General features: G+C 70.2%; 11 protein-coding genes and 1 tRNA gene. 5 read left to right on the top strand and 7 right to left on the bottom strand.

What is annotated here, in order from left to right; all coding sequences use genetic code 11:
* The first annotated feature begins 22 nt into the window (after window positions 1–22).
* Complete coding sequence (locus ACFY3L_RS06450; RefSeq protein WP_389319371.1) at window positions 23–2,668, top strand: ricin-type beta-trefoil lectin domain protein; 2,646 nt, start codon at window positions 23–25, stop codon at window positions 2,666–2,668.
* A gap of 239 nt (window positions 2,669–2,907) precedes the next feature.
* Window positions 2,908–6,171: a GH92 family glycosyl hydrolase gene (locus tag ACFY3L_RS06445; protein ID WP_389319369.1), complete on the top strand. Its 3,264-nt coding sequence runs from the start codon at window positions 2,908–2,910 to the stop codon at window positions 6,169–6,171.
* Between the two features lie 297 nt (window positions 6,172–6,468).
* Here ACFY3L_RS06445 and ACFY3L_RS06440 read toward each other — a convergent pair whose 3' ends face one another.
* The 5 genes from ACFY3L_RS06440 to ACFY3L_RS06420 all read right to left on the bottom strand — a co-directional run bounded on the left by ACFY3L_RS06440 (window position 6,469) and on the right by ACFY3L_RS06420 (window position 12,425).
* The gene (locus tag ACFY3L_RS06440) at window positions 6,469–7,140 is read right to left on the bottom strand and encodes a sporulation protein (RefSeq protein ID WP_389319368.1); all 672 of its coding nucleotides are present in this window, start codon (window positions 7,138–7,140) and stop codon (window positions 6,469–6,471) included.
* A gap of 158 nt (window positions 7,141–7,298) precedes the next feature.
* Window positions 7,299–7,721, bottom strand: coding sequence for a hypothetical protein (locus tag ACFY3L_RS06435; protein WP_389319366.1), 423 nt, complete (start codon window positions 7,719–7,721; stop codon window positions 7,299–7,301).
* Between the two features lie 443 nt (window positions 7,722–8,164).
* Window positions 8,165–8,238: transfer RNA gene (locus ACFY3L_RS06430), tRNA-Met, on the bottom strand.
* A gap of 121 nt (window positions 8,239–8,359) precedes the next feature.
* On the bottom strand, window positions 8,360–11,356 hold the full coding sequence (locus ACFY3L_RS06425) for a UPF0182 family protein (protein WP_389319364.1): 2,997 nt from the start codon (window positions 11,354–11,356) through the stop codon (window positions 8,360–8,362).
* 43 nt (window positions 11,357–11,399) lie between these two features.
* Window positions 11,400–12,425: a PDZ domain-containing protein gene (locus ACFY3L_RS06420; protein WP_389319363.1), complete on the bottom strand. Its 1,026-nt coding sequence runs from the start codon at window positions 12,423–12,425 to the stop codon at window positions 11,400–11,402.
* A 128-nt stretch (window positions 12,426–12,553) separates the two neighbouring features.
* Here ACFY3L_RS06420 and ACFY3L_RS06415 point away from each other — a divergent pair, with 128 nt between their 5' ends.
* Window positions 12,554–13,933 (top strand): zinc-dependent metalloprotease, encoded by a 1,380-nt coding sequence (locus ACFY3L_RS06415; RefSeq protein ID WP_389321062.1) that lies wholly within the window; start codon window positions 12,554–12,556, stop codon window positions 13,931–13,933.
* A gap of 1,144 nt (window positions 13,934–15,077) precedes the next feature.
* Here the strand turns inward: ACFY3L_RS06415 and ACFY3L_RS06410 are convergent.
* Together ACFY3L_RS06410 and ACFY3L_RS06405 are read right to left on the bottom strand one after the other, a co-directional pair.
* The gene (locus tag ACFY3L_RS06410) at window positions 15,078–15,674 is read right to left on the bottom strand and encodes a hypothetical protein (protein WP_389319361.1); all 597 of its coding nucleotides are present in this window, start codon (window positions 15,672–15,674) and stop codon (window positions 15,078–15,080) included.
* Window positions 15,675–15,784: 110 nt separating this feature from the next.
* Complete coding sequence (locus tag ACFY3L_RS06405) at window positions 15,785–16,309, bottom strand: M48 family metallopeptidase (RefSeq protein WP_363405158.1); 525 nt, start codon at window positions 16,307–16,309, stop codon at window positions 15,785–15,787.
* Between the two features lie 371 nt (window positions 16,310–16,680).
* Between ACFY3L_RS06405 and ACFY3L_RS06400 the strand changes: the two genes are divergently transcribed.
* Together ACFY3L_RS06400 and ACFY3L_RS06395 are read left to right on the top strand one after the other, a co-directional pair.
* Window positions 16,681–16,833 carry a DUF5679 domain-containing protein gene (locus tag ACFY3L_RS06400; protein ID WP_190251171.1) on the top strand — a complete coding sequence of 51 codons (153 nt, stop codon included), beginning with the start codon at window positions 16,681–16,683 and terminating at the stop codon, window positions 16,831–16,833.
* 242 nt (window positions 16,834–17,075) lie between these two features.
* On the top strand, window positions 17,076–18,365 hold the full coding sequence (locus ACFY3L_RS06395; RefSeq protein WP_389319359.1) for a hypothetical protein: 1,290 nt from the start codon (window positions 17,076–17,078) through the stop codon (window positions 18,363–18,365).
* Window positions 18,366–18,373 lie beyond the last annotated feature (8 nt).

Here is an 18,373-nt window from a genome sequence, read left to right as displayed (position 1 = left end):
TCCGTCCGCCAAGGAGACCCTCATGTCCGCATCACGTCCCCGGCGGAGGCTGCTCACCGCAGTCCTCGCCGCGGTGCTCGGCCTCGGGACGGCGGTGTCCGCCGCACCGCCCGCGGTGGCCGCGCCGGCCCAGCCGTCGCCCCTCACCACCCCCTGGACGAGCCAGGCGCTCGCCGGCCAGCCGCTGCCGGAGTACCCGCGGCCGCAGATGACCCGTCCGGACTGGCTCAACCTCAACGGCGAGTGGCAGCTGCGTCAGTCGACCACCAACGACAACCCCGTCTTCGGCCAGACGCTGCCGGAGCGGGTCAACGTCCCGTTCCCCGTGGAGTCGGCGCTCTCCGGGATCAAGCGGCCCGCGAACGACAACCGGCTGTACCTGTTCTACCGGCGCACGTTCACGGTGCCGGCCGGATGGGCCGGGCGGCGCGTCCAGCTGCACTTCGGCGCGGTCGACTGGCAGGCCACGGTGTGGGTCAACGGCGTGCAGGTCGGCGGGCACACCGGCGGCTACGACCGCTTCGAGTTCGACATCACGCCGCAGCTCAACGGGGGCACCAACGAGCTGATCGTGCGGGTCTACGACCCGTCCGACACGCCCGGCCTGAACATCGCCCGCGGCAAGCAGGTGCGCAACCCCGGCGGCATCATGTACACGCCGTCGTCGGGCATCTGGCAGACGGTGTGGATGGAGCCGACGCCGACGGCGTCGATCTTCAGCGCCGACCTGTACCCCAACATCTCCAGCAACACGTTGCGGATCCGGGTCTTCACCAGGGGCGACGTCAGCGGGCACTCGGTGTTCGCCGAGGCGATGGACGGCACGACCGTGGTCGGCACCGCGACCGGCGGCTTCACCGACTTCACCGTCCCGGTGCCCAACGCGCGGCGCTGGTCGCCCGACGACCCCTTCCTGTACAACCTCCGCATCTCGCTGCGGAACGGCTCGGGCGCGACCGTGGACCAGACGATGCACTACTTCGGCATGCGTGAGGTCGGCAAGGCCGTGGTCAACGGGAAGCTCGTGCCCACGCTGAACGGGCAGTTCGTGCTCCAGAGCGGCGTGCTCGACCAGGGCTTCTGGCCCGACGGGCTCTACACGGCCCCGACCGACGCCGCGCTCGCCGGCGACCTGCAGAAGATCAAGGACCTGGGCTTCAACATGGTCCGCAAGCACATCAAGGTCGAGCCGCAGCGCTGGTTCTACCACGCGGACCGGCTCGGGCTGCTGGTGTGGCAGGACATGCCGAGCATGGGCGAGGCGCCCGGCACCGCGGCGCAGCACGCGCAGTGGGAGACCGAGGTCGGGCAGATCGTCGACGAGCACCGGTCGTCGCCGGCGGTGATCGTGTACGTGCCGTTCAACGAGGGCTGGGGCGAGTGGAACCTCGCCGACACGACCCGCGTCGTGCAGAACGTCAAGAACCAGGACCCGACCCGGCTCGTCAACGCGCACAGCGGCTACAACTGCTGCAACTCGAAGGGCGACCCCGGCAACGGCGACATCCAGGACTGGCACTGGTACGTGGGTCCGAACTCGCCGACCCCGACGAGCACCCGCACCGCGGTCCTCGGCGAGTACGGCGGGCTCGGCGTGCGCTCCGCCGGCCACGAGTACAGCCCGAACGGCCAGTACTTCATCTACGAGTCGCACCCGAGCGGGCTGTCCGCCACCGACCGGTACGTGAGCCTGCAGACCCAGGCGCTCAACCTCGTCTACAGCCGGGGGCTGGCCGCCATGGTCTACACGCAGCCCTTCGACGTTGAGGGTGAGGTCAACGGCTTCTGGACCTACGACCGGCAGGTCCTCAAGTACGACCAGACGCGGATCCGCAACGCCAACCAGCAGCTCATCGCGGCCTCGAAGCGGCTCAACACCGCCGGCCCGCCGCCCGGGCGCAACGTCACCGGCCCCGGCGGCAAGTGCGTCGACATCGCGGCGGACGACACCGGAACCAACGGCTCCGCCGCGCAGCTGTGGGACTGCCAGCTCAACGCCGTCGACCAGCGCTGGTCCTGGAGCGGCACCGCGCTGCAGACGCTCGGCCGCTGCCTGGACGCGACGGGCAACGGCACCGCCAACGGCACCCTCATCCAGCTGTGGGACTGCAACGGCGGCGGCGCACAGCAGTGGGTGCCGCAGAGCAACGGCTCGCTGCGCAACCCGCAGTCCGGCCGCTGCCTCGACTCCCCCAGCGGCTCCACGGCCAACGGTGCCCGGCTCCAGCTCTGGGACTGCAACGGCAGTGGCGCGCAGGTCTTCCGCCTCGGCGGCGGCTCCCCCGGCGCGACGTTCGTCAACGGCCCCGGCGGCGCGTGCGTCGACGTCGCCGCCGACGACACGGGCGGCAACGGCGCCGCGGTCCAGCTGTGGGGCTGCCAGCCCTTCGCGGTCGACCAGCACTGGGCCTGGGACGGCACGGCGCTGCGCACGCTGAACCGCTGCATGGACGCCACCGGCAACGGCACCGCCAACGGCACCCTCATCCAGCTGTGGGACTGCAACGGCGGCGGCGCACAGCAGTGGGTGCCGCAGCCGGACGGCTCGCTGCGCAACCCGCAGTCGGGCCGCTGCCTGGACTCCCCGAACGGCTCCCCGGACAACGGGGCCCGGCTCCAGCTCTGGGACTGCAACGGCAGCACCGCGCAGGTGTTCCTGAAGCAATAACGATCGTGGGTATGGCGGGGGGTGGCGGTTCGCCGCCCCCCGCCATCGCGATTTGTCAAGAGTTGACAAAACTCGATATCGGCGGGAATCTCCGTAGTGAACGTCCCGCCCCCTTGAGAAGCGCCGCCCCGCCAGGTGTGCGCACGCCATCCCCAGCGTCGACGGCTGGTGCTGGCACGCGCGCTGACAACGATGTCGGAAGCGGCGAGACAACCCTCACCGAAACGGCAGGTTGCCGCATGACACTCCCCCGCCCCCGCACCACCCGCAGGCGTGCCTGGTTCGCGGCGGCCGCCCTCGCCGCGAGCCTGATCAGCGCCACCGTGTTCACCGAGCCCGCGGCAGCCGCCGCCGGCGACTGGTCGACCAGCTTCGAGGCCGGCGAACCGCAGCCGACCTGGACCAACAGCGTCGAGAACAGCAACGGCATCGGCGGCTACTGCTGCGCGCTGACCGGCATGGAGAGCATCCCGGGCACCGGAACGGCCCACACCGGGACGACCGCGCTGCTGTACTCCGGCAACGACCTGAGCGCGACGACGTCCTTCTCGTACAACCGGGTCTTCGACGTCGACATCCCGGTCGGTGCGGCCAGCACGCTGTCCTACTGGGTGTACCCCCAGTCCGGCGGGCATCTCGACGTCGCGGTCGACCTGATGTTCACCGACGGCACCAACCTGCGCGACTCCGGCGCGGTGGACCAGCACGGTGTGCGGGTGCACCCGACGTTTCAGGGCAACGGCTCGGTGCTGTCCTTCGACACCTGGAACTACGTCACGTCGAACATCGGCGCGGTCCGGGCCGGCAAGACGATCGACCGGATCATGGTCGCCTACGACCAGCCGCTGAACACGGGCCTGTTCCGGGGCTGGTTCGACGACATCCAGATCAGCGCCGACGGCGGCACCGCGGCCCGGCTGTCGGACTACGTCGACACCCGGCGCGGCTCCAACTCCAGCTTCAGCTACTCGCGCGGCAACACGTTCCCCGGCACGACGGTCCCGAACGGCTTCAACTTCTGGACGCCGGTGACCAACGGCAACAACGACAGCTGGTTGTACGAGTACAAGGCCACGACCATGCAGGGCTTCGCGATCAGCCACGAGCCGAGCCCGTGGATCGGCGACTACGCGCAGCTGCAGGTCATGCCGATGACCGGCGCGGTGAAGTCGACGCCCGACTCCCGCAAGTCGACCTTCAGCCACGGCAACGAGGTGGCGAAGGCGCACTACTACAAGACGCGGCTCGACACGTACGGGATCACGGCGGAGATCGCGCCGACCGACCACGCCGGCGTCATGCGCTTCACCTTCCCGTCCGCGGCGGAATCGGTGATCCTCTTCGACACCGTCGACAGCGCCAGCGGCTCGCTCACCGTCAACAACGCCAACCGGACGATCCAGGGCTCGATCAACCACCGCGGCCAGACGCTGTACGTGTCGGCCACCACGGACAAGGCGATCGCCGCCTCGGGCACCATCACCGGCCAGGGCGCGACCAGCTGGGTCCGCTTCGCCACCGCCGCGAACGAGCAGGTGACCCTGAAGATCGGCACCTCGTTCATGAGCGTCGCGCAGGCCACCGCCAACCTCAACCAGGAGGTCGGCGCGAAGAGCTTCGACACCGTGCGCGAAGAAGCCGCGACCCTGTGGGACTCGACCCTCGGCAAGGTCCGGATCGAGGGCGCGACCAGCGACAACCAGGTCACGTTCTACTCGAACATGTACCGCTCGTTCATGTACCCGAACAACCGCTCCGAGATGGTCGGCGGGGTCCGCAAGTACCACAGCCCCTACGACAACACGATCCACGACGGCCAGATGTACGTGAACAACGGCTTCTGGGACACGTCCCGCGCGGTCTGGCCGCTGTACACGCTGCTCACGCCGACGCGGACGGGCGAGATGCTCGACGGCATCGTCAACGCGTACAAGAACTTCGGCTGGACGCCGCGCTGGACCGGGCCCGGCTCGATCGACATCATGGTCGGCACCAACCAGGACCTGGCGTTCGCCGACGCGTACATGAAGGGCGTCCGCAACTTCGACTACCAGGCGGCGTACGCGTCGATGGTGAAGAACGCGAGCACCTACTCCGGCGCCGGCAACAAGGGGCGCAAGGCCATCCAGACGTCGGTGTTCAAGGGGTACGTGGCGACCGACGTCCTCGGCGAGTCGGCGGCGTGGACCCTGGAGGACGCGACCAACAACTTCGGCATCGCGCAGATGGGGCAGGCGCTCGGGTACACCGAGGACGCCGCCTACTTCCGCAACCAGGCGCTCGACTACACCAACCTGTTCTCGCAGTCCGTCGGGTTCTTCCGCGGCAAGCAGAGCAACGGCGCGTGGCGCACCACCGACGCGAACTTCAAGCCCAACGAGTGGGGCTGCGAGTTCACCGAGGGCGCGCCGTGGCACTACGCGACCGCGGCACCGCAGGACCCCAACGGCATGGCCAACCTGTACGGCGGCAAGGCCCAGCTGTCGGCGAAGATCGACGCCGTGCTCGCCGCGCCCCGGGACTTCCTGCCCGGCTGCTACGGCGGGACGATCCACGAGATGTCCGAGGCGTACGACACGAACATGGGCCAGTACGCGCACTCCAACGAGCCCATCCACCACATGCTCTACATGTACAACTACGCCGGCACCCCGGCGAAGACGCAGAACCAGGTCCGGCGCGTGCTCACCACCCTCTACAACTCCGGTGCGGGCACCGGCAACGGGTACCTCGGCGACGAGGACAACGGTGAGATGTCGGCGTGGTACGTGTTCTCCGCGATGGGCTTCTACCCGGCGCGGATGGGCTCGACCGACTACACGATCGGCGCGCCGCTGCACCCGAAGACGACGATGACCCTGGAGAACGGCCGGACGTTCACGGTCAACGCGCCCGGCGTCAGCGACACCAACCGCTACATCCAGAGCGCCACCCTCAACGGCGTCAACTACACGAAGAACTACCTGACGCACGCCGACCTCACCGCGGGCGGCACGCTGAACTTCGTGATGGGCCCCAACCCGTCGTCGTGGGGCACCGGCGCCTCGGACATCCCCGGCTCGCTGACGAGCGGGACCGCCGCGCCGGTCCAGCTGAAGGACAAGGCCACCGGCAGCACCGTCACCGCGACCGCGGAGAACGGCACCGCCGAGGGCCGCGCGATGCTGGTCGACGACACCTCGATGACGAAATGGCTGGCCTTCGCGACCACCGCGACGATCACCTGCCAGCTCACCGCGCCGGCGACGGTCAAGCAGTACACGCTGACCTCCGCCGACGACGTGCCCGGCCGCGACCCTCGCAGTTGGACGCTGCAGGGCTCGAACGACGGCGTCACGTGGACGACGGTCGACACCCGCACGAACATCGACTTCGTCGACCGCCGCCAGACCAGAGCGTTCGTCATCTCGAACACGACGTCCTACAGCCGCTACCGGATCCAGGTGACCGCCAACCACGGCGCCGCCGAGACGCAGCTGGCGGAGTTCGAACTGCTCGCCTGACCTCCCCGCTCGAAAGGGGGCGGCCACCGGATCCGGTGGCCGCCCCTTTTCGACGGCTGCCGGCTGGCGCTGCGGCTGACCCCCGGACCGCCCGACCGCCACCGGCACCCTCCGCGGGCGCTACGGCCTCGACGCCGCCGCAGCCACCGACGCCGGCGGCCCCTCCCTGGGCCTGTGGTTCCACCTGCTCACGGGTGTTCTTGCCCTGCTCACGGGTGCCCTTGCCCCGCTTCTCAGCGCCGTCGGCCTCGTGATGATCGCCGCGGTCGACCGCCCGGTCCCGCCCGGCGCTCCTTGTCAGACGTTGACGACCGCGCTGTCCTCGTCGAACGCATCGAGCGCCGCGGCCAGCCCCATCATGTCCTCGTCGGCATGCCGCACCGCGAACCGCCGGTCGCCACCCGCACCGACGATCAGGACGTCGACACCGACCGGGTTGGCGACGAACGTCAGCCGCAGCGGGCCGCCCGCGTCGGGGGCCTCGCACTCGAACCACTGCAGGAACGGGTCGCTCTGCCTGACCCCGGGCACCGTCCCCTGCCGCACCTCACACCGCGGAAACGTCCACCCCCGCCGGCGCAGCGCGTCGAGCACCAGCCACTGCCCGCCCGTCGGGTGCACCATCACGGGCGTCACGCCGACGTCGACGGGCTTGCCCGCGACGGTGACCGTGGTCCGCAGCCGCACCGACACGGCCGGCAGGTGCTCCCCCGCGAAGTGCGTGAACGGCGTCTCCCACGGCAACGGCTGCTCGAACGGGATCGCCCGGCTCCGGCCGGCGGCCAGGGTGAACCCCGCCGACACCTCGCACCGCAGGAAGTCGACCTCGACGCCGCTGACCACCGTCATGAGCGTCACGGCCACCCCGTCCACGGCGAGGCCCTCCCGGGCGCCACCGAGATGCACCTGTCCGGCGGCCATCGTCCCCGGCCGCACCCCGCGCTCGTCGAGCGTCGCCGATCCGAACATTTCCGACGCTCCTCGCGCTCACAGCAGGAGCCAACACTAACACGTGACACTGTACGGTTGCCCGTTTCCGCAGCACACGCGACATCGCCACCGCCCCGGGGTACGAGACGGCGGCCATGCGTACATACCGCCCGGGCGGGCCCTGCATCAGGCCCAGATCAGACGCAACGCTCGAACGAGTAGTCGTAACCGGAGTCGAAGTCGCCGAAGTAGGCCAGGAGCCTGATCTTCTCGCCGTCGTTGGCGACCCTGAGCCGTTCGACCCTGGAGCCGGTGGAGGGCGGCACCGGCGCGAACGTGAGCGTCACGTAGGACTTGCCCGTTACCTCCCAGCCCCAGCTGCCGTCGAGCGTCGGCGTGACCGGCTGGTCGTACTGCCCGATCAGCCGCTGCCCGAGCTTCGCCGACATCCCGCTGATGGCGGCCGTGCCGTCGTCGCCGAGCTGCATCCGGTCGCCGTCGGCACCACACCACTCCCCGAGCACCTGCGACCGCTCGGTCGACTGGAAGGCCGACGGCCACGAGCCGCACGCAGCCAGCACCACGAGCACCCCCGGCGCCACCCATCGCCAAACGCCCACCGACTCCCCCTCACCCGCCCCCACCGCGCCACGAGCAGCCAGCACATCAACTTCACACCCACCCAGCCGCGGGCCAGAGAACCACCGCCTTACCCAACCCAAATCGACGGCCATGACAAGCAACCCGTCGCTCCGCACCGGTGGAGGGGACGAGAGTAGAGCAAGCCCCCGGCGCGAGCAGGTGGCGTCAGCAGCTCCGCGCAGTTCGCAGAACAAGCAATCCCCGGCACGAGCAGCGGGCGTCAGCGACTCCGCGCAGTTCGCAGAACAAGCAATCCCCCCGACGAACCCCAAGGCAAGGCAACCCGTCGCGACGCACCGGTTTGGAGGGGGCGAGGGTGGAGCAAAGCTCCCCCTGTGGGGAGCGAGCTCCGCTCGCGCGGGGAATGCGGAAACCGCCAATGCGAAACGCCCCCGGCGTGAGCAGGGGGCGTTAGCGGTTGTAGCGGGGACAGGATTTGAACCTGCGACCTCTGGGTTATGAGCCCAGCGAGCTACCGAGCTGCTCCACCCCGCGTCGGCTTGTCCAGATTAGCGCACGGGTGTCGCGTGCTCCAAATCGCTTACGGGTGACCGTGTCCGGCGTCACGCGGGGCCGCCGCACCGGAATGCGGCGGCCCCTCAACGCTCGACGTTGCTCAGCCCGACGGCGCCGGCGAGCCCGACGCTGCCGGGTTCGCGCTGGCCGGTGTGCTCGGCGATGCCCCCGGTGACGCGCTCGCCGAAGGGCTCGCCCCCGGGGCCGCGGCCTTCACCGCGGCCTCGTAGCGGGCGATCGCGTCCTGCAGGGTCTTGAGCGCCCGGCCGTACCCCTCGAAGTCCCCGGCGACCTGGGCCGCCTTGAGGTCGGCGATCGCTTTGTTCATGTCGTTGATCGCCGCCTGTACCTGCGGAGACCCGGTCTGGTTGCCGACCGGCGGCACCGTCGGCTCGGCGTTCTCGCCACTGCCGGGCACAGGCGCCTGGCCGGTCGCCTGTTTCACCAGCTCGGCCAGGCCGTCGGCGAGGTTGTTGGCGTAGGCCTTGTAGTTCGGCCCGTAGGCGACCAGGACCCTCTGCAGCGTCGGGAACGTCTTGTCGCTCTTCGTCCGCAGGTAGATCGGCTCCACGTACAGCATGCCCTCGGCGACCGGCAGGGAGAGCAGGTTGCCGTACATGACCTCGGAGTTACTGGAGCTGAACTGGGTGATCTCGCGCCTGGCGTCGGCGATGCCCGTCATCGTGCTGTGCATCTGCGCCGGCCCCTGCACCGCCGTGTCCGGCGGCAGCTCCAGGATCTCGAACACGGGCTTGCCGTCCACGTAGGACGCCGACATCAGCGCCGCCAGGTTGCCGCGGCTGCGCGGGGCGAGCGCCGTCGTGAGCTGGAACCGGGATTTGTCCTGGTTGGGCAGCTTGGCCACGATGTAGTACGGCGGCTGGTCCGCGGTCGGGTTCGCCGGGTTCTTCGGCACCTCCCAGAAGTCCTGGCCGGAGAAGAAGCCGTTCGGCGTGGTGACGTGGAAGCGGCTGAGCAGGTCACGCTGGACCTTGAACTGGTCCTCCGGGTAGCGCAGGTGGTCCTGCAGCGACTGCGAGATCGCCGAACGCGGCTTGACCAGCTTGTTGCCGAAGGCCTTGTTCCACGCCTTCAGGATCGGGTCGCTCTCGTCGAACGCGTAGAGGGTCACCTCACCCGTGTAGGCGTCGACGGTCGCCTTCACCGAGTTCCGCAGGTACGACACGTCCTGACGCGGCTCGGGGAACATCCGGCTGTTGGTCGACGAGTCCTGGATCGCGGTGTTCCAGTCGATGCGCTGCGAATACGGGTAGGTCGCCGAGGTGGTGTACCCGTCGACGATCCACTTGATCCTGCCGTCGACGACCGCCGGGTACGGGTCGCTGTCCAGCGTCAGGAACGGCGCGATCTTGCGAACCCGGTCCTCGGGGTTGCGCACGTAGAGCACCTTCGAGTTCTCGTTGAACACGCCCGAGAGCAGGAAGTTCGTCTCGCGGAACTCCGCCGCGTAGAGCAGCCGCCGCCAGTACGAGCCGACCGCGACGCCACCGGAGCCGTCGTAGCTGGAGTACTGGTCGCCGGCGTTGGCGGTCGGCCGGTCGAACTCGGCGCCGGTCGTGCCGGGCGCCTGGCCGGTGATCGCGTAGACGCCGCCCATCTGCTCGCCGTAGTAGATCCGCGGCTGCTGGACCGGGATCAGGTCCTGCGGGGACGCGCACTGCTGGCCCTGGTCGCCGACCGGCTTGGCCTGCTCGGTGAGGAACCCGGAGACGTAGAACGGCTGCCCGTTGCACACGACCTGGTTGGCCGGCGCGGCGACGAACCCGTAGCCGTGGGTGTAGACCGAGTGCCGGTTCTGCCAGTTGTTCTGCTGCAGCTGGTTGTAGTTGATCTCCCGGACCCCGACGACGTAGTCCTGCGTCTTGCCGTTGATCGTGTACCGGTCGATGTCCAGCTTCGGGTTGAACTCGTAGAAGCCGCGGACCTGCTGCTGCTGCGTGTACGTCTCACCGACGACGGCCGGGTCGAGCAGCCGGATGTTGTTGACCGTCTCGTCGTACGACGGCAGGTTCGTCGGCGGCTTCTCCGCCTTGGCCCCGTACGGCTTGACGTCGACCGTGTTCAGCCCGTACGCCAGCCTCGTGGCGTCGATGCTGCGCTGGAAGTACTGCGCCTCCTTCTGCAGCTGGCTCGGCTTCACCGTGAACGACTGCACCGCGGCCGGGTAGATCCCGCCGACCGCGACCGCCGACAGCGCCAGCAGGCCCAGCGCCAGGCCGGGCCACACGAGGTTGCGCATGAACGCGTTGGAGAACACCAGGATCGCGATCGCCACGACGATCGAGATCCAGGCGAGGATCTCCTTCGCCGGCAGCAGCGCGTTGATGTTGGTGTAGCCGGCGCCGTACAGCTCCTGGGTCGGGAACTTGTCCAGCAGCAGGCCGCGCCGGTCCAGGTAGTACGCACCGGCCTTGAGCAGCACGAACGCTGCGACCAGCGCGGTCAGGTGGGCGCGCGCCGCGGTCGTCATGCGCTCGCCGGCGCCCTGCAGCCGCACCCCGCCGAACAGGTAGTGCAGCGCGAGCGCGCCCAGCAGCGAGAAGACCACCGCGGTGAAGGCGACGCCCAGCACGTACCGCCAGAACGGGTATTCGAAGACGTAGAAGCTCAGGTCGACGCCGAACTGCTGGTCGGTCTGCCCGAACGGCGTGCTGTTGCTGAACAGCAGCCAGTCCTGCCAGTGCCCCTGCGCCGACAGGCCCGAGAACAGGCCGATCAGCCCGGACACCGCGACGACCCAGATCGTCATGTGCGGCAGCAGGAAGAGGCGGTAGCGGTCCAGCGCGTGCTGCTCCGCGGAGTGCGGCCGCAGCAGCGGGCGGGTCCTGTAGGCCAGGTAGAGGTTGCCGGCGATGACGAGCCCGACCGCCGCCCCGAAGATGAGGAACATCCACAGACGGGTCGTGAGCACCGTCGAGAAGACGCCCGTGTATTTGACCTCGGAGAACCACAGATAGTCGGTCCAGGCACCGACGACCCGGTCGAAGAGGGTGAAGAGCAGGAAGACGACCGCCAGCACGACGATCGTGACCCGACCACGTCGGCTCACCCTGGTCATCGGATTACGCATTACCACGGTCGGCTCCGCCCGTTCGCGTATGGAAACTCGTTCAGCGTAGTCATGGACCACACAACGGTGGTGTCCGACCGGCCCGCAACTGCTCGAGCGCGGCGAGCGCCTCGTCGGCGGTGCTGACCTTGATCAATGGCAGGCCCGGCTGGGCATTGGCGACGGCTTCCTCGCAGTTGGCCGCCGGGGTGAGGAAGACCTTGGCCTTCGCCTCCTTCGCCGCGACCAGTTTCTGCGGGATGCCGCCGATCGGCCCGACGTTGCCCTCGTCGTCGATGGTGCCCGTGCCGGCGATGATGATCCCGCCGGTCAGGTCCTCTTCCTTGATCGTGTCGATGATGCCGAGCGTGAACATCAGCCCGGCCGACGGCCCGCCGATGCGGTCCAGCTGGATCGACAGCTGGAACGGGTGCGGCTGGGACGTCTTGGCCACGACCCCGAGTCGCGGGTTGCCGTCGTCGCCGGCCTTCGTCGCGATGCTCGCGGTCGCCTTGTCGGTGCCGCGGGTGTACTCCACCTGCCGCGTCGTGCCGGCCGGCTTCGCCCGGATGAGCTCCGTGAGCTTCGCCAGCGACGTCACCGGGGTGCCGTCGATGGCGGTGATCACGTCGCCCTTCTGCAACTGCCCGACAGCCGGATAGCCCTCCGACACCTCGTCGACGGCCACCAGGACCGGATAGCCGAGCTTGCGCAGCGCGACCGTCTCCGCCGAGGACTGCGACGCCTGGAACTCCTTCTTGTTCTCGTCGTTGACCTGCTGCTCCGTGCGGTCCGGCGGGTAGATCAGCTCACGCGGCACGACCGCGCGGTCGTCCTGCCACCAGCCGAGCATGGCCTCGAGCAACGTCATCTGCGGCTGCACCGAAACCGTCGTCATCCGCAGCTGCCCGGCCGACTTCGTGACCGTCGCCCCGGTGACATTGATGATCGGCTTGCCGTCGTCGCCGGCGCCGAGCGTGTTGTACGTCGGTCCGGGCCCCATCTCGACGTAAGGCACCTTCAACACGGTCGTCTGCCAGGACAGCAACAGCAGCAGCAACGCGCCGACCAACACGGTCACGCCACGACGTCTCATGGCGGCGAGCCTAGCGCTCTCCGATTTCTGACATCGGAAGCGAGTACCTTTGGAACATGCCCGCAGACATCCCGTTCGGCTTCGGTCCGCCCGGCGGCGAGGTGCCGGATCCCAACGATCCGCGCCAGATGCAGCAATTCCTCAGCCAGCTGCAGCAACTGTTCGCCACGCCCGGCGGCGGCCCGGTCAACTGGGATCTGGCACGCCAGCTGGCGCAGGCCCACCTCACCGGCGGCGGACCCGCCGGCGGTCTCGCCCAGTTCCCGGTCGGCTTCGCCATGCCCGGCACCGCGGTTACGCCACCAGCGAACACGGCCGACCCTGACGCCGCGAAGCCGGTCGGTGACCCATCCGTGACGCCGGCGGAGCGCGCCGCGGTGATCGAGGCGCTGCGCCTGGCCGACCTGTGGATCGACCCCGAGTCGGCCCTGCCGTCCGGCGTGCGCTCCACCGCCGCGTGGAGCCGGGGCGAGTGGCTCAACACGACCCTGCCCGTCTGGCGCAAGCTCTGCGACCCTGTCGCCGCCAGGATGGTGTCGGCGATGACGGAGCTGGTCCCGGAAGAGATGCGCGCCCAGATGGGTCCCATGACCTCGATGGTCGCGTCGCTCGGCAGCGCCCTGCTGGGCGGTCAGCTGGGCACCGCCCTGGGCTCCCTCGCCGCCGAGGTCCTCTCCGCCGGCGACATCGGCCTGCCCCTCGGGCCCGCCGGCTCGGCCGCGCTCGTCCCGGCCAACATCGCCGAATACGGGCGGGGCCTGGAGATCCCCGACGACCAGGTGCGCCTGTACGTCGCCCTTCGCGAGGCCGCCCACCAGCGGCTCTTCGGCCACGTCCCGTGGCTGCGCGCCCACGTGTTCGCGGCTGTCGAGGCGTACGCGGCGGGCATCCACGTCGACCGCGAGGCGATCGAGGAGGCGATGAGCCGCATCGACCCCTCGACCCTCAGCAGCGACCCGCAGGAGCTCGTCCTGGAGGGCATCTTCACCCCCGAGGACACGCCGCAGCAGCGTGCCGCGCTCGCCCGGCTGGAGACCGCGCTCGCCCTCATCGAGGGCTGGGTCTGCCACATCGTCGACCGCGCCGCCGGCGACCGCCTCCCCGACGTGGTCCGCCTCTCCGAGGCCTTCCGCCGCCGCCGCGCCGCCGGCGGCCCTGCCGAGCAGACGTTCGCCGCCCTGGTCGGCCTCGAGCTGCGCCCCCGCCGCCTCCGCGAGGCCACCGCCCTGTGGGCGGCCCTGGCCGAGCACCGCGGCGTCGCGGGCCGCGACGCGCTCTGGGACCACCCAGACCTGCTGCCCGACGAGGAGGCGTTCGCGGACCCGGACCTGTTCGCCCGGACCCAGCTGGACCTGAGCGACCTCGGCTTCGCCGACGGCCTCAGCAACCTCGGCCTCACCGACGAGAAGCCGTCGAAGGACCCCTCCGGCCCTGCCGCCGGCGACACCCCGCCCACGCCGGACCCCGGCGCCGACCCCAGCAAGCCGGGCGACGAGCCAAACCCCTGACATAAGCGGAGGCGACCGCGGGGGGTCCATCACGGCAGGCAACGGCCCATGGACCTCCCAACCCGCTCACCGCGACCCAGACGCTTCGCCCCGCCGGTCTTTTCGCAGCACCCCAGCCCGCCTGCGGATACGAACGCCCGACCACCGCGACCCTTCGCGCTGCCAGTCTCTTCGCAGCACCTTCTCTCTTCGCAGCACCTTCGAGCCGCCAGACGGCGCCCCTCACGGCAGGCGAGCCGTGCTGCTGACCTGCGACTCGCGGCACCGCCCGAGCGATCCTTCCGGGCCGACGCTTCCCTCGCCACCCTCCGGGCCAGCGCTTCTCTCGCCATTTGCCGCGGGTCAGGGTTCCGAGGTTCTTTTGATCCCGAACATGCCGCCGGCGACCCAGCCACCTCTCAGCGCGACGTACATGCCGGCCGCCGCCGAGCGGTCCTTCCTGGCCAGCGCTTTCTCGCGACAAGCGAGCTGTGCGCCGATCCCCCACCCGCAGCACGGCCCGCACGGTCCCTCGCGACCGGCTTCCCCTCGTGCCAGCGGTCCTTGGCAGCAGGCATTCCCTACCCCACGTGCCGGCGGTCCCTTGCACAGGCATTCGCTGGCGGCAGGCGGGCACTCTGTCAGCCACCAACTCGCGGTCGACAGGCCCCGCGGCCACCAGCTCTCGGCAGACTCTCGGCAGACAGGCCCCGTGGCTGCAACTCGCGCCCGACAAGCCTGCGACTGCGACTCGCGGCCGACAAACCTGCGGCTGCAACTCGCGGCCGACGGGTCCACGGCTGCGACTCGCGGCCGACGGGTCCGCGGCTGGCGGAGCCGTGCGGCCGGCGGGAAGGGGTGGCCGGCGCAACTCGAGCGACCGGAGCGAAGACCCGAGGGGCCCGAGCGACCGGAGCGAAGACCTGGGGAGCGAAGACCTGAAGGGGCCGACGACTCGAGCGGTTGGCTGGAGGGCGGCGGCGTTCCCAGGCGACGTTCTCAGGGGGAGCGAAACAGGTGCTGAGGCGGTCCACGCCCCTCGCTGGGAGCGTTACGCCACCAGGTTCGAACGGCGCTGACCGGTCAATCACACCGTACCTCAGGCCACCTAATTGACCTTGTCGATCTCGCTCTCCGCAGCCCTCCCCTCACGGAAAGCGGCGATTCAGGAGAGCAGGGATCGGGTGGCGTCCCAGCCGTCGAGGGCCATGTCCAGGTGGCGGAGGTCGTCGGGGGTGCGGAGGCGGTGCCAGCCGGGGGCGGCGGCGACCATCGTCGGTTCGGGGGCGGGGCGGCGGGCGGTCGCGACGGCGGCGGTCTCGGGGTCCAGGTCGGGCAGCCAGGAGGGGACCGGCAGGCGGCACGCCAGGCCCAGGAGGCCGCCGCCCGCGGCGGGGGCGACCGCGACCGTCCGGGTCGACAGCGGGCGGATCATCTTGCCGATCAGCATGGCCGGCAGGTCGGGGGCGTCGGCCATGAGGACGACGGCGCGTTCATGGCCGTCGGCGGCGGCGGCGGCGAGGGCCGCGCGGATCGAGAGGGTCGGCAGCTCGTACTGCGGCATGCCCGGCCACGCGATCTTCGAGGCCAGGGGCAGGTCGGCGGGGAGGGCGGCGATCGCCGGCTGGACGAGTGGCAGCGGGGCGATCAGGTCGACGACGTCCTCGGCCAGGGCGGCGCGCCATGAGGCCGGGTCGATGCCGGGCGGCGACCACGGGGTGGGTATGAGGAGCACGATGACGGCGGCCGAGACGCCCTGCACCGTTGAGGCAGCCGGGGCGCCACTCAAAGCCGGCTCGCCAGCAAGAGCCAGCTCGCCAGGAAAAGCCGGGTCGTCAGGAAAAGCCGGGTCGTCAGGGAAGGCGGGGTCGGTCATTCAGTGATCCCGAGACCCGCTGCCGCTGACACCCCCTCAAGATACCCCCGCGCCCGCTCCGACTTCGGGTAGCGGCCGACCAGTGCCCAGAAGGCGGCGCTGTGGTTGGCGATGACCAAGTGTGACAGCTCGTGCAGCAGCACGTAGTCGATCACCCAGTCCGGCATCTCCTGCACCCGGTGCGAGATGCGGATGGTACCGTCTGCCGGCGTGCACGAGCCCCAGCGCCCGTTCTGGTTCTGCACCCAGCGAACGCTGGTCGGGCGGGCGGCGTTGGGGTGGTCGGGCAGGTAGCGGGCGGCGAGTCGCTGCGCGCGTGCCGTCAGCTCGCTGTCGGTGCGCCGGGCACGCTGCTCGCGGACGGCCAGGCGCTCCAGCATGCGATCGACCCACTCGCGCTCCTCCGCCCGGGAGAACTGCGCGGGGATCAGCACGACGACCCGCTCACCATCACGGTAGGCAGACACCGTACGTCGGCGGCGCTTGCTGCGCCGCACTTCGATGACCGGCTTACGTGTCATGCCGGCCCCCTCAGGGTACCGCTCACGGAGGAACGCTAGCCGGAAACGGCCATCCCTCCGCAAGGGCCAATCTCGCGGAGGGCGCCCGTATGTCACCCATTCGTGGCGGCTCGCCGGAAAGATTCCACCGGTCGTCGGCCTGCTGAGGCCACTTGGCGGCATTTCATCCACAGCAACCCACACGTTGCCCACACAGTTATCCCCAGCCTGTGCATAGTGTGTAGCGTGCGGTTAGAGGAAGATCTTCCGATTACGCTCGGCGTGTCCCGTCTTACCGCACTTTCCCCGAGTGTCCGACAAGGCACACTCACCACGTCGACCTAGCTGGTCAACACCGGTGCGTGGCACCGGACCGAGATGAGGAGGGCATCGTGGCCGAGACGTACAACGGCTACTGCGTCAAGTGCAAGGAGAAGCGGGACTTCGAGGGCGAGATCGCGATCTCGAAGACGGGCATGAAGATGGCCAAGGGTGCCTGCCCGGTCTGCGGCACCACGGTCAACCGGATTCTCGGCAAGGCCTGAGACGCAAACAGGCACGGCCGCCGTCGGCGGGCCGTACACATCGGCTCCTCGCCGCCCCCGCCCGGCGCGTGAGCCCCGAGATCGTCGCGCTAGTGCAGCAAGGTTGGCCCGCGCGCTTTACAGCGTTTGCGCCTTTCCCTGTGGACAACTCGGCGGCTGGCTGTGGACAAGTCCGGCCGGCGGTGGATATCCCTGTGGACAACCACCCCGGCCGGAGTCTGCGCCGGTGGCAGTCTCCGGTCATGCGACCGACACTCCTGCCGAACCTCCGCCGCCTGTGGCGTGACAGGCAGACCGTCCAACTCGGCACCGACCCTGCCGGCGCCGTCGTGCTGCACCTGTGCCGGCCGGAGCTGGCCCGGGTGCTGGACCTGCTCGACGGCGCGCACACCGAGGCCGCGGTCGTCGCGGCCGGGGAGGCGCTCGGCCTGACCTCGGCGGAGGTGCTCAGCCTGGTGCAGGCGCTGCGCGACGAGGGGCTGGTCGTCGCCGCGCACGCGCTCGTCCCGGCCGGCCTGCCGGCACCGATGCACCGCCGGTTGAGCGTCGAGGCCGCCGCGATCGCCCTGCGCCTGCGCCAACAAGCCCCACCGCCCCACACAGCCCACCGCGACACCGCCCACAGCAACACGGCAGCTCCCAGCAACGCGACAGCCCACAGCAACACGGCAGCCCACAGCGACGCGGCAGCCCTCAGCAATACGACAGCCCGCAGCGACGCGGCAGTCCACAGCAATACGACAGCCCTCAGCGACGCGACCGGGACACCGCGGCACAAAGCGGGCGCGCGGAGGAAGCCTGCGCGGACCGAGCTGCCGCGGAACGCACCCGCGGAGGTGCTTCGCCGCCGGTACGCCTCCCGTGTCGTCATCGCGGGGGACGGCCCGCTGCTGGCACCGCTCGCGGCGCTGCTCGCCGCCAGCGGGGTCGGGCACGTCGACCCGGTCGTCGACGGGGTCACCGGCATCGGGGACGTCCTGGTCGGCGGTCTGCTCGCCGACGAGGTGGGAGTTTCACGGGCGGTCGCGACCGGCAGCGCCGTCGCCAGGTACGCGCCGGGGGTCGACCTGTCCGCGGCCCGGACCGACCACGTCGACCTCGTGGTGCGGGTCGGCGACCGCCACCCACCCGCGCTCGCCGGCCGGGGGCTGCGGCTGGCGAGCCTCGCCCGGCTGGAGCTGACCGTCCGGCTCGGGACCGTGCTCGTCGGTCCGCTGGTACGACCAGCCGCCTCCCCCTGCCGCGCCTGCCTGGACCTGCACCGGCGGGACCGCGACCCGATCTGGCCGGTCCTCGCCGCGCAGCTCGCCACCGCCCCGCCCGGCGACGGGGAGCCGTGCGCGTCGGCGACGGCGCTCGCGGGGGTGGCGTTCGCCGCCGACGAGGTGCTCGCGTTCCTCGACGGGGCGGCGTCGCGGACCGAGGCGGCGATCGTCGAGATCCCCCGTGCCGGTGAGCTGAGACGCCGGGAATGGGTGGCGCATCCGCGCTGTGACTGCCGTCGCCGTCGTCGTGCAGCGCAGAACGGGTAAGAATGACG

The organism is Dactylosporangium sp. NPDC000521 (assembly GCF_042898305.1).
Lineage (GTDB): Bacteria > Actinomycetota > Actinomycetes > Mycobacteriales > Micromonosporaceae > Dactylosporangium.
Note: the sequence above shows the minus strand (reverse complement) of the source record. Positions and strands in the feature narration are given on the sequence as shown.

What these genes read in the sequence shown, in the direction of transcription:
- ACFY3L_RS06395 (WP_389319359.1), top strand. Translation starts at nt 17,076, where the DNA reads ATGCGACCGACACTCCTGCCGAACCTCCGCCGCCTGTGGCGTGACAGG.
- ACFY3L_RS06420 (WP_389319363.1), bottom strand. Translation starts at nt 12,425, where the DNA reads ATGAGACGTCGTGGCGTGACCGTGTTGGTCGGCGCGTTGCTGCTGCTG.
- ACFY3L_RS06405 (WP_363405158.1), bottom strand. Translation starts at nt 16,309, where the DNA reads ATGACACGTAAGCCGGTCATCGAAGTGCGGCGCAGCAAGCGCCGCCGA.
- ACFY3L_RS06415 (WP_389321062.1), top strand. Translation starts at nt 12,554, where the DNA reads ATGCAGCAATTCCTCAGCCAGCTGCAGCAACTGTTCGCCACGCCCGGC.
- ACFY3L_RS06450 (WP_389319371.1), top strand. Translation starts at nt 23, where the DNA reads ATGTCCGCATCACGTCCCCGGCGGAGGCTGCTCACCGCAGTCCTCGCC.
- ACFY3L_RS06445 (WP_389319369.1), top strand. Translation starts at nt 2,908, where the DNA reads ATGACACTCCCCCGCCCCCGCACCACCCGCAGGCGTGCCTGGTTCGCG.
- ACFY3L_RS06440 (WP_389319368.1), bottom strand. Translation starts at nt 7,140, where the DNA reads ATGTTCGGATCGGCGACGCTCGACGAGCGCGGGGTGCGGCCGGGGACG.